Source organism: Microbulbifer agarilyticus, assembly GCF_001999945.1.
GTDB lineage: Bacteria > Pseudomonadota > Gammaproteobacteria > Pseudomonadales > Cellvibrionaceae > Microbulbifer > Microbulbifer agarilyticus_A.
In genome coordinates this window covers 3,631,058-3,643,559 of record NZ_CP019650.1, presented here as the reverse complement: position 1 = coordinate 3,643,559, position 12,502 = coordinate 3,631,058, and the positions used below count along the sequence as shown (strand labels likewise).

The window sequence follows — 12,502 nt, the reverse complement described above, 5'->3', positions numbered from 1 at the left end:
AGGGTGAGTATGGCGATACGGGAGGCGGTGTACCTCCCCCCTGATCGGGGGGGGAGGGTGAGAATGTGGCGGCTTAAAAGCCGGCTCTGACCGAAAGGTCGGTCATTTCTGGGGGCTGATCCGGAGGAGGCCTCCATCGACTCACCCGAAGTGTACCGCAAGCTGGTACCACAGTGCCTGCAATAATTGGCCCCGCGTCTTGAACAAGAATATCGCGCTCTTTAACATCCTTAGCGCTTTCAAAAGGAATTGAAACGACGCAAGGATTTGCATGAGCGCACCAATCTCCCCCCAGTCCCTCTCTACCCGGAATACCTCCTTAATCGCTGGAAGAAATGCCGGAAAACCGATCCGCTGTACAACCGAATACCAAGAGAGCTTCGAAAAACTGCAGCGGGCAGCAAATCGCGGTCACCATTGGGCACGCATGGCCATGAAGGAGCTGAATGCTCTGACTACCGGTATGCAAGGGAAGAATAACGTCTATGTCCGCCCTGGAGAGAGGCAGATATCTACCGGTAATGCACAGTACTACGTCTTCTTACCCGGGTTAAAAGCTACGGTTGTGCGTTGGCCTAATGACCAGTTTTGCATTACCAAACTGGTGATGGATGAGCACTACTACCAAATCACCAATAATGCAGAAAGCAATACTCGACTAGGTTTGTATCGGGCTAAATCAGACGGACATACAAACGGGTGGAAAGTTCGGCATGTCCCAGATGGCAAAGTTTTACCGCAAGCGAGCAGGATTGTCACAATATCTGATGGGCATTATCCGACCGCAGCAGACGCCGCTCGTTATAGTGCTGACGGTGTAAGAGATTTTCTGGGTGCCGATACATCAAGCTTATCTGTAAATGGGTGTGACTTACATTATTCTCCGGCCAAAAAAGAGTTGGGAGGCCTATTCTGCTATAACGCCTTAGCGACTGATGACAGCCGTGGTTCAGCAGTACATCTAGCAAACAGCATGGAAAAAGCACAAGGTGTTAAAAACGTGCGCTGGATTGCCGATGCGGGCGGTTCAGTGGTTTTAACTCAGGCGATGCAGATTCTCGCTGATAAGAACATAAGTTTGACCGGCCACACAGTCTATTTACATAAGCCTAAAACTTCACCGGCTAAAGTTGTCAGGCTTGCCCATGAGTTGGATTTAAATGTAAATAAGAAAATTGCCAACACCGGACTGAGTGTGAGTGGTGCGATAAGCAAGTTTTCCGTTGCGGGAGTGCGAATCAAAAATCCAGACGATCCTTACGATAGAAGCTATCATGCAAGTTTGTGGCTCAAAGGTGCTATTACTGTGTCTACTCCCCTTGGTGTTGCCGCGGCGATAGCGGGAGGTCCGGTTTCCGCAATTTTAGGGGGGATAGCAACAGCGATTGGTGGTTTTGGGGTCACATACTCTGTTGGTCAGAGTGTGGCGCAGGGTGTTAGACGGAAATATCGGATTTGAGATTGTGACATGAAAGACCTACTCAAGTACGCACCGGTTGAATGGCGGAAGCGAGATGAATTTTGTATTCCTAGAAGCCCTTTTTCTTCTGTTGCCAATAAAGACTCCATTCTTTTGGGGGGCAGTCGGCTGAGTTTTCTTGCGCCTGTGCATCGACCGAAACACTCAAACCTGAAGCAAACGCAGATTCCCAAGAAGTATGATGTTTTGGAGGCGCGGTCCGCTGGTTTGCGCGTTGATTTAAGTATGCCGAATGAGCACTGGGGCGCGATGTGTTTGCTTTCTCGTGCGTGGGCATTTTATGGACCTTGGATGACCGGCTGTAAGGGAGAGCTGTTTTTCAGCGTGGCAATTGTCGAGCGTTTTAAAGAGCACTCTTTTAACACCGCGTCATTTTTCAATCCGCTAGCATTCGAGGCGGTTCTCGTAAATTATTTGAATGATCGCTATGGATCAGAAAACTGGGGAGGGAATTTATCTCATGTTCCCCGTCACCATGGCCCTGTGCATTGGAAGAGTATTAGTCATTTTCCTGTGCCATGTGCAAGCTTCAAAATATTCAATCGTGGCGAAGACCCCAATAATCTTGCGTTGCCGGATAATCTGATAGTTTTTCCAATTTCTGATAGGCATTTTGTTGAGGTGTGTTTTGTACATGAATATTACAGTCGGGACGAACATGGAACGATTGCCATCGATACGGCTCCGATGCAAGAGCTTCAAGACAGGGTTGTTAAAAATATCGAATTGAAGCTGAGTCCTGATGTTCAATCTAGAGTCGATAAAGTAAAGTCGGAAGTTGGCAGCTTGCAGATGTGCAAGAACTTTGCCCCGTTGAAATGGCCCACCAATATTTATCCGCCCGAAGCTGGTAATAGCCCAGAGGCAAGGCAGGCATTAAGAAACGATGCTTAGCTGCTGGTAGGCTTCCTTATAAAGAAAAAAGGCCGGTGTGAATCACACCGGCCTTTTTTTATGGCTTGTCCTGCACCGAGCGTAACAGCTGCTCTGCCAGTGCAATCGCCTGCTGGCGATCCTTCACATCGAGTTTCTGATACAAACTACGGATGTGGGTCTTGATGGTGCTGGGTGCAACTTTAAAGTGCCGCGCGATACGCTCGTTGGAAAGGCCTGAGTGAATCGCATTCAGCACTTGCCACTCACGTGGAGTGAGTGGGGAGTGACGCAGGAAGTCGGGCACGGCATCGCTGGCGAGAATTTCGCGCACGATGGTTTCGTCCAGTTCGATGCGGATGCCGCCGCCCAGTTCCGGCTGTTGTTGCGCGAGCTTGATGAGCTTCTGCGCCTTCTCGGTCTGGGCTTCGTTCAGGGCCTGCTCGCCGGTTTCTTCCAGTGCGGCTTTCAGCAGTACGATCATCGGCTTGCCGATTTGCAGGAAGCTCGCGTTCAGCTCGCTGTCGAGCATGATGGTGAGTGCGGCACGCAGGTTTTCCAGCGCTTTTTCGCGGCGCTCGCGCAGCCACGCAAGGTGGGCGGCGAGAACATGGTTGCGCAACTGGTCGGTCACCAAACCACACTCTTCCGCGACCTGTTGCAGGCGGCCGAGCAAACGGTTGGCATCGGAGTAGCGGTGCAGAGAGATCAGCGCGCGTACATGGTTGCGGCCGTAGCACTGCTCGAAATGGTTGCTGGGGCGGTCGGCGACCGGTTCTGCCTGCTCCTGCCAGGTGGCGATGGCCTCGGTGTTTTCCAGGGCTTGCCACACGCGCATGCGTGCCGCGTCGGCATTGGCAACCCAGTCGCGGTGATACTGTTCACCGGAGAGCAGGTGCTCAACCCGCTCCATCCACTCCAGGCACTCGTCTTTGTCACCGCGTGCCAGAGCGACTTTCAGTAGCAGCGTGTATTCCGGCAGTAGCCAGCGCTCGCCCACTTTGCGGTTAATCTGCATACCGCGGCGGGCAGACTCTGCTGCCCCATCAAGATCGCCGGCTTCCCATTGCAGCTGGCCTTTCAGGCGGTAAATAAATTCGGAAATCGGCAGGCCCACAAGGTGGTGCTCTTCCACCAGTCGCTGCACGCGCGCCTGTAGCGCGGCGGCCTTTTTCAGTAGGCCGTTGGCGAAGGCGATTTCGGTCTGCTGGCACACAGCCCAGGCTGTATTAGGAATGTCCTGCTGCGCCAGGGTGGCCTTTTCCACGGCCTCCATATGGTGCATGGCTTGATCCAGCTCACCCAGACAGAAGCTGGTTTCGCCGATCACCAGCTGTGCGGCAATACGTTCGCTGACCTGATCTTTGGGGAGCAGGTCCAGGGCTTCCTGTGCGTACTCTTTGGCTTTGAGGATTTGCCCGCGGGACACGGCTGCCTGCGCGCGCATGGCGGCAAAGGCGCCTTCAAAGTCTTCCCACTGCTTGGGATCTTCCCGTTGCAGCCAGCTTTCCGCCGCCGCCAGCAGTTTGTTACAGCGCTCGTAATCGAAGCTGTCGCGGGCGAGGCGCGCCGCCAGCAAGGTGAACGAGGCGTGGCGTTTGATCAGGTCTTCGCCCAGCCAGTTGAGGCTGTCATTGAGCACCCGGAACTGGCCTTCGCGCAGGAACTGTTCGCCCTGCTCGGCGAGCAGGCGGTGTACCCGGTCCCGGTCTTCCGCCTTAAGTGCGTGGCGCAGGGCTTCCAGTGGTTGTTGCAGCTCTTGCCAGGTGTCACTGGCGGTCTGGTGCAGCTGGGTTAGCTGGCTGCCGTCAGAAAGCTGACGCTGCAGGAAGCGGGCAAATACCGGGTGGAAACGAAACCACTGGCGGCTGGAGTCCTGCGCTTGCAGGAACAGGCCGCGGCTGGCCGCGGTTTCCAGTTGTTGCTGGCCGCCAGTCTGGCCACTGAGGCGTTCCGCCAGCAGGCCATTTACGCGGGTAAGAATAGAGGTGCGCGCAAGCAGTTGGCGCAGCTCGGGCTCCAGCCGTTCCAGTACCTCTTCGGCGAGGTAATCGAGAATATGTGCGTGGCCCTGTTCCAGTTCGCCGAGATAGCGATCCACCTCTTCCTGGTCACGCACGGACAGCGCGAACATCTGGATGGCCGGCGGCCAGCCCTCGGAAAGCTGGTGTAGCTGGGCAACGCGGTCACTACCGAGGGTAAACGGGAGGCGGCGAGCGAGTAGCTGGGTGGTTTCGTCGATGGTCAGCGCCAGGTCTTCCGCACCCAGTTCCAGCAGTCGGCCCTGCAGGCGCAACGCGCCGAGGCCCAGCGGTGGCTGGCTGCGACTGGTAATTACGATACCGATGCCTGCCGGCGCATGGCGCAGCAGAAAGCGGGTGGCATCGTGGACGATAGGGTTGTCGATCTGATGGTAGTCATCGAGGACGATGCGCAGCTCGCTGGGGAGCTGGCGCAACTCCGCCAGCATCTGGCTGATCACCAGTGAGGGATCGAGGTTGTGCTGAGCAGCGAGGATCTTGCTGGTTTCCGGCACGCCATTGCCGGTAGCGCGGTGCACGCTTTCCACTAGATAGCGGCAGAACTGGCCGGGCTCGTTGTCGCCGCCGTCGAGGGAATACCAGGCAACAGGATTGTCCTGTTCAATCGCCCAGGAGGTGACCAAGGTGGTTTTACCGTAGCCGGCAGGGGCGGTAACCAGCAATAGCTGGTCACTCTGGCTTTGTTCCAACAGTGACAGCAGCCGAGGCCTCTGCAACGTGTGTTCGGGGCAGTCGGGAAGGCTGTACTTGGAGGCTAGGAGCATGGCATTGACCAATCAACAGGACATTGACCGGGGTTCCCACACACCTAAACCCCGGGAGGCACAATTGTACAGTCTTAGTGTGCCTCCCTGGAATTTCGTTCACCTCCCCCTCGTATGGGGAGGAGGAGGGGGTATTTCCAGCGACCTAGTGGTCAAAAATCAGCGAGCGCTAGTAGCGATGGGGGCTCTGCGGTCATTCCGGCCTTCCAGTGCCTGCAGGCCATTGATCAGATAGGCGAAAGGCGCATTCCAGTTGATGGCAATTTCATTGCTGGCATAACTACAAACATCGTCAATAAATGACTCATCGGCGATGTTGCTGGGGTAGTCGCAGCCATCTTGTTGCGCTGGGTTGGGGCCACCCACCAGAAACCCCGGTAGGGGAGGACGTTCCGGGTGCGCTGCCGCGAGGCGGTGGTGTGGGTGCTGCGGGGTGCGGGTGCCGAAACCGGTGACAAAAGAGTAGCCTGTGGCATTGCGCCCGAGCAGGTAGTCGCGGGTATCTTCGGCACCGCGTAGAAAGTCGCTGTTGCCGGTAATGCGGAAGGCCTCGAGCAGCAAAATACCCTGGTTGGCCGCCACCGCGTTGCTTCCCCATACGAAATGCGCGGGGTCGCTAGCCATGGGGGTATGGTAGGCACTGCGCATGCCTGCGGAGTGCAGGTCGAGTGCTGCCTGCACCAAACTGGCGGTCACTCTGTTTTGCCACGGGGCGCTCTCTTTGGGGAGCTTCGCTTTGTTGGCGAGCAAGCTGTAATACCCGAGCCAACGCACGTCCCCCCAGTTTGGCAGGGAGTATTCGATTGCCGTGGTGTGAATGACCTTCCAATACCGGGACTCCTCGGTGGCGAGATACAACTCAGCAGCAGCCCAGAAGAACTCATCGGTGAGATGCTCATCACCATACGCGCCGGTGACGATGTCCGGGTCGAACCGCTGGTTGAGTTGTTCCTGTCGATACGCCACCGCAGGATTGTCTTTTGCCCACTGCCACGCGGCCTGCGCCGCGTTGAGGTAATCCGCAGCGTGTTGAGGTTGGAACTTTGCGAATACCCGTGAGGCCTGGGCCATGACTGCGGCAAAATCCAGCGTGGCCGCGGTGCTTTTCTGCACCATATAGCGTGTTTTCGTGGCGGTATGCGGGGCGACCATGCCCGCGAAGTTGGCGGTGGTCAGTTTGTGGTACACGCCGCCGTCGTTGGGGTCCTGCATGCGCGCCAGCCAATCCAGGTTGTAGCGCACTTCATCGAGGATGTCGGGCATGTCATTGCCGGACTCGGGAATAGCCAGTGTGTGCGCCGAAAAATGTTCTGGAAAGCGTTCATAAGCACTCATCAGAGTGCCCATGGTGATACCACTGTTCACTACATACTTGTTGTAGTCACCTGCGTCGTACCAGCCTTTGGGGGCGGATACCTCGGTACCGGCCGGGCGCGCGGCGCTGGCCGCGGAGCTGTGGATCAGGACCTTGTGGTCCGGGTGTCCCGCAGTCCGGGCCCAGATGCCTGCATGGTCGTCCTCAATCGGCATTGAGGCGCGCTGGTAATAAAACGCTTTAAGGCTGGCATCGGCCAGGTCCTTATATACCTCCTCGGCAACCTGAAATGTAGCCCGCTGTCCGTCGGGTAGCTCCAAAGCGTAGCGGCCGGGTTTTCGCACATTGCCCAAATCTGCGTGCCAGGCTCGTGCGCCCGCCAGAGTTACTTCCGTCGACTGTCGCATCTTACCGCGCAGGACAACTTCGTTACTGAATAGCTCGCGTACGGTAAAGGACCCGGGATTTTTCTCCGCAATGACGACGACCAATTTGCTGGACTTGGGCTTGTAACCCAATTGGTTCATGCGAATCAGGTTGCTTGGGACAGGAGCGTGCTTCTCCGTTCCTGCATTGGCATCGGCACCGGTGGCAAGTGTGAGGCAAACGAAGAGGGTTAAGGCTTTTGTTCTGGCGATCGTGGTCATGTGAGCTCCAGCACGGTGAGGTCGCAATGACGCGACGGAAGTAGTTGCTTGGGGCAGGTCTCGCCCGGTATCTGAATGAGACGTTTCAGTCTGCACAATCGGACCGCTCTTGTTGTAGCTCAGTTTTGCGCTGTCGCGGATTTCCAATTTTCTCGCTACGTGGGGGGACTATTTCTTCTACTGAAGCGTCTTCTTGAGTAGATAGGGCAATATTTTGTGCGAGAGGTTTGTGCGCGCTGGACTTCACTTGAGGCGCCCTGTCCCGTGCCCGGTGCGTAAGCACTGCTGGTATAGCGATTCAAACAATAACCACAATAACCGCGCACCTGAATAACGGCTGTCTGCTCGGCAGGGGCGGTGGAAAACGAGAAGAGGGAAAATTCGAATGTTCAAACGCACAAAACTTTCGGGAGCGGTGGTTGCCGCCATCGCTTCGATGACTTGCGCGCCACAAGTGCTCGCTCAGGAAAACACCGTTGAAGAAGTTACGGTGGTAGGTATTCGCGCGTCGATGGACCGCGCCATGGATATCAAGCGGGATTCTACCGGTGTTGTGGATGCCATTTCTGCCGAGGATATGGGTAAGTTCCCGGATACCAACCTTGCGGAATCCCTGCAGCGGATCACCGGTGTTTCGATTAACCGTGTGAATGGTGAAGGCGCGGAAGTTACCGTGCGAGGCTTTGGCCCGGACAACAACATGGTGACCCTGAACGGCCGCACCATGCCTACCGGTACCACCTACGGTGGTGGTAGTGGCTCTGATGGCTCTACCAAAGCGGGCGGTACGCGCGCGTTCAATTTCGCCAACCTGGCATCGGAAAACGTCAGTGGCGTTGAGGTATACAAAACCAGCAAGGCCAACGTGGCGACTGGCGGCATCGGTGCCACCATCGATATTAAAACCACTCGCCCGCTGGACAGCCCGGGCCTGACCGCCAGTGCCGGTGTTAAGGCAGTGGCCGATACCACCAACCGCTACAACGACGATATTACTCCTGAGTTTTCTGGCATTGTTAGCTGGGCCAACGAAGAGGCCACCTGGGGTGCGTCTCTGGCGCTGAGCCATCAAAAACGTGACTCGGGCTATTCCGGTGTCACCGTGAATAACTGGAACATCGGCGTTTGGGGGCAGGATGACCTGTACAACCAGAACCCGGTGACCGCCGCGGACAAAGCGGAAATTGTAAATGCCCCGGAAGATGGCCAGCTGTATGCTCGCCCGAACGACTTCCGTTACGCTTTCTCAGATACCCAGCGCGAGCGCCTCAACGGCCAGCTGACCCTGCAATTCAAACCTACCGAGAAAATCACCGCGACCGTTGATTACCTCTATGCGGACAACGATATCGAAGAGCACCGCGGCGAGGTAACCAACTGGATTCAGAACGGTTCCAACCTCGCGCGTGTCGTATTCGACGATTCTGAAATTGCGACTCCGCTATCGATCAGTGAAGCCTATGGCGGTACGGTTGATATTGGCTTTGAGCAGCAGTATCGCGCGCAGAGCAACACCCTGGATTCCCTGGGCGTAAACTTTGAATTTGAAGTAAACGACGCGCTTACCTTGGGGTTGGATGTCCACGACTCTTCCATGGAAAGCATGCCGACTGGGCCGGATCGTGCTGGTGAAGTCGCTATCGGTCTTGGCTCTCCCACCGTTACCGGTAAAACGCTGGACTTTTCTGGTACTACTCCGCAGTACTCTCACAATACGACCGTCGCGGGTAACGCACTTACCGCAGCGGATGTGGGCTCTTCAATCTTGCGTGTGCGCGGCGCCGGTTCGGTTAACGACATTACCCAGGCAAAGTTTGATGGGCAGTTTGAGTTTGATAATGGCCGTTTCGACTTCGGCGTAGAAACCCGCCAGATGGAAATGAGTGCCTATCAGACCTCCGGGGTAAACCAGGCGCTGGGTAACTGGGGGATTGCGAACCCGGGTGAGTTCCCTGCAGATATGCTGGACGTAATTAACGTGGCCAGCGAATTCGAAGACTTCAATACTGGCAGCAGCCCGGTTACAGCCTTCCGTGGCGATGCCGTAGCACTGACCCGCTACGCCAACACTCTGTACCCGGATACCTGTCTGTGTGTCTCGGACACCAACTCCTTCAGCGATATTCTCGAGGAAGACACCACCGCTGCGTACTTCCAGGTTGGTTTGAACAGTGAGCTCAACAGCATGCCAGTGAACTTCCTCGCCGGTGTACGCTATGAAACCACAGACGTATCTTCCCAGTCGTTGGTGAACCCGATCCCGTATCTGGTTTGGGAAAACAACAACGACTTTTCTCCGGGCGCGGCCGGTGATCAGGAAGCTTGGTCTGAACGCGCGAGCTACGACAACGTGCTGCCGAGCTTGGATTTCGATATCCAGTTTACCGACGACCTGGTGGGTCGCTTCTCTTACAGTAAGTCGATTGCGCGTGCCGGCTATGGTGACCTGAAAGTGGCTCCGGGCGATTTCGGTCTCCAGGGCTCAACACTGAATGGCGCCGTACCCACGGCTACTTCTTCCAACCCGGGCCTGCTGCCGCTGGAATCCAACAACCTCGACCTGTCGGTGGAGTGGTATTACGGTGACTCTAGCTACGTATCCCTGGGTTTCTTCGAAAAGCGTGTGGATAACTTTATCGGCACCGGCCAGGAAGACGAAACGCACTTCGGTATTCTCGACCAGACTGCGGGCCCTCGCGCATTGGCAGCGCAGACTGAACTGGAATCCCTCGGTCTCTCCACCGATGACACCAACCTCTACGCAATGGTGGTGTTAATGGAGCATCCGGAAGCGATAACCGATAACCCCACTATTTTCCCGAATGGCGTATTTGAAGGCACCACCGAGCAGCTGCTGTTGCTGGGCGAAACTGCGGGCTGGGATGTAATTCCGGAAGCGGGTGATCCGGAAATGGTGTTCCGCACCAGTAAGCCGATCAACAACCGCGAAGCGAAAATCCATGGTGCGGAACTGGCCGCCCAGCACTTCTTCGGCGAAACAGGCTTTGGTATCCAGGCCAACTACACCATCGTCCGCGGTGACGTGGGTTTCGATGACTTGGGGCTACCAACGGAAAATCAGTTCGCCCTGACCGGCCTTAGTGACACTGCCAACGTGGTATTGGTGTACGAGAATTTCGGCTTGCAGGCGCGCTTGGCATATAACTGGCGGGACAAGTTCCTGACGGCAACCAACCAGGGTTCCTCGCGTAACCCACGTTATGTGGATACCTTCTCACAGATTGACATGAGCGTGGGTTACGACCTGACCGAGCAGATCTCGCTGTCATTCGAAGGTATCAACATCACTGGCGAAGACATCAAAGAGTACAACCGGAACGAGCGCATGGTGCGCTATATGGATGACCTTGGTGCGCGTTACCAGCTCGGGGCTTACTACAAGTTCTGATGATAGCGCTAGCCGTGAAATTTGTTGACTAGTTGTACAGGAAGCCGCTGGAAACAGCGGCTTTTTGTTTGTTGGAAATGCCGGTAGTATGAAGTTCTGGCCTTGTTGGGACCAGGTTTCAATCCCTGAAAGAAGTACTACTTCCACATAATAATAACGGGGTAATTATGAATGCGAATTATGTGCTGCTGAACAATGTTGAGCACGCCGATCTCAAAGTGTTGCCGGGTTTTTCTGTGGCCCTCGGTGATGGTGCCGCTGCGGTGCTTACCTTTCCCACCGAGTTTGAAAATATCCAACGGGAGTATCCCATCCTTCTCAGGAAAGATGGACAAACTGGCGAATTCCAGGCAGTGGCCATTCTCGGTCTGCAGAAAGGAGAAAATCTCTTTTTAAACAATGATGGTCAGAGTGACAATGGTTGGGCAGGGAATTATGTGCCCGCTATGGTTGCGCGCGGCCCTTTCATCATCGGTTTTCAGGAATCGGAGAATGGTGATGCGCCAGAGCCAATGATCTATGTGGATGCTGATAGTCCCAAGCTGTGTCGCGAAGCGGGTACGCCACTGTTTCGAGAGTTTGGTGGTAACAGCTCCTACCTGGAGTATATCTCTGGTGTGTTACGCACCATTCATCAGGGGGAAGAGATCGGTCGTCAGATGTTCTCTGCTTTGGATGAGGTCGGGTTGATCGAACCGGTTTCCATTAATGTGGACCTCAAGAATGGTGATAAACATCAACTCTCGGGCTACTACACGGTGAGCGAAGAGCGTCTACACAGTTTGAATGGAGAAAGTCTACAGGCGCTCAATGGCGCAGGCTATCTACGTGGCGTATTCCTCATGCTTGCGTCCCTCGGTAACATCGAACAGCTAGTAGCTCGCAAAAATGCCAGCTTGTGAGATGCCTGCAATGCAGAGACCCGAGCAAGTCAGCAATCCGGTGGATGAAATTTCCATTGGGCCAGGGGCGAGAATTCCAGCGGATATATTGCAGTGCAATACTCCGATAATACTCCGGGGTCTGATAAAGCACTGGCCACTGGTAAGTTCCGCGGAACAGTCTGCAGAATCTGCCGTTAGCTACCTAAGCAGGTTTTATAATGGCAAACCTTGTCTGGTGAATTTCGGTCATGATACTTCTGGTCGTTACTTCTACGATGAGGATGTACGGAAACTGAATTACGATACCGCTCGTGCCCCTGTCGATGAGGTATTGCAGAAAATCCTGCAAACCTTGGGCGGTCGGGCGGTGAGCAACGAGGGGTATTCCTCCTACTACATTTCTTCGACCTCTGTTGATGGGTTTTTTCCCGGTATGCGCGGGGAAAACGATCTACAGATTCCACGCGCCGTAGCGGATCATCCTGTCGCGCCACCACAAATGAAAGTCTGGATTGGAAACCGCTCAGTGGCCAGTTGTCACTATGATGCGCTGGATAATATCGCCTGCTGTGTGGCAGGGCGTCGACGTTTTACGTTATTTCCTCCGGATCAATTTAAAAACCTATATTTCGGTCCACTGGACCTGACGCCTGGTGGGCAAGCCATCAGTATGGTGGATTTTGCACGGCCGGACTTTGCGCGCTTCCCTCGCTTTCGTGAGGCCATTACCAACGGATCGGTGGCGGAGCTGGAGCCGGGAGATGGTATTTATATTCCCAGTATGTGGATGCATCACGTGGAGGGGCTGAGCCCATTCAATATTTTGGTGAACTACTGGTGGGACGATGCTCCCCAGTTCACCGGTTCGGGAATGAATGCCCTGTATCATGGAATCCTTTCCCTGCGCGATAAGCCCGAACACGAAAAAGAGGGGTGGCGACAGTTGTTCGACTACTACGTATTTGGCGCTTCAGAGCAAGCCGGTGAACACCTGCCCGAACACGCGCGCGGGGTATTGGGGAAAATGGACGATGCCAGCGCCCGCCAGTTGCGTGCCATGTTGATCAACCGGTTGAATCGTTGAGGTC

General features: G+C 55.2%; 7 protein-coding genes. 5 read left to right on the top strand and 2 right to left on the bottom strand.

Annotated elements, in window-relative coordinates:
* Positions 1-433: 433 nt before the first annotated feature.
* Both Mag101_RS15170 and Mag101_RS15165 read left to right on the top strand, forming a co-directional pair.
* Positions 434-1,459, top strand: a complete 1,026-nt coding sequence (locus Mag101_RS15170) for a hypothetical protein (RefSeq protein WP_157520428.1) — start codon at positions 434-436, stop codon at positions 1,457-1,459.
* 9 nt (positions 1,460-1,468) lie between these two features.
* Positions 1,469-2,374, top strand: a complete 906-nt coding sequence (locus tag Mag101_RS15165; protein WP_077406883.1) for a hypothetical protein — start codon at positions 1,469-1,471, stop codon at positions 2,372-2,374.
* Positions 2,375-2,432: 58 nt separating this feature from the next.
* Here the strand turns inward: Mag101_RS15165 and malT are convergent, their stop codons facing one another.
* Together malT and Mag101_RS15155 are read right to left on the bottom strand one after the other, a co-directional pair.
* On the bottom strand, positions 2,433-5,159 hold the full coding sequence (gene malT, locus Mag101_RS15160) for an HTH-type transcriptional regulator MalT (protein ID WP_232325047.1): 2,727 nt from the start codon (positions 5,157-5,159) through the stop codon (positions 2,433-2,435).
* A 159-nt stretch (positions 5,160-5,318) separates the two neighbouring features.
* Positions 5,319-7,121, bottom strand: coding sequence for a glycoside hydrolase family 9 protein (locus Mag101_RS15155; protein ID WP_077406877.1), 1,803 nt, complete (start codon positions 7,119-7,121; stop codon positions 5,319-5,321).
* A 385-nt stretch (positions 7,122-7,506) separates the two neighbouring features.
* Here Mag101_RS15155 and Mag101_RS15150 point away from each other — a divergent pair, with 385 nt between their 5' ends.
* From Mag101_RS15150 to Mag101_RS15140, 3 genes are all read left to right on the top strand, one after another.
* Positions 7,507-10,530: a TonB-dependent receptor gene (locus Mag101_RS15150; RefSeq protein WP_077406874.1), complete on the top strand. Its 3,024-nt coding sequence runs from the start codon at positions 7,507-7,509 to the stop codon at positions 10,528-10,530.
* Between the two features lie 167 nt (positions 10,531-10,697).
* Positions 10,698-11,432 carry a SapC family protein gene (locus Mag101_RS15145; protein ID WP_077406870.1) on the top strand — a complete coding sequence of 245 codons (735 nt, stop codon included), beginning with the start codon at positions 10,698-10,700 and terminating at the stop codon, positions 11,430-11,432.
* On the top strand, positions 11,419-12,498 hold the full coding sequence (locus Mag101_RS15140; protein WP_418287749.1) for a cupin-like domain-containing protein: 1,080 nt from the start codon (positions 11,419-11,421) through the stop codon (positions 12,496-12,498). Before Mag101_RS15145 ends, Mag101_RS15140 begins: the two co-directional genes overlap by 14 nt.
* The last annotated feature ends 4 nt before the right edge of the window (positions 12,499-12,502 follow it).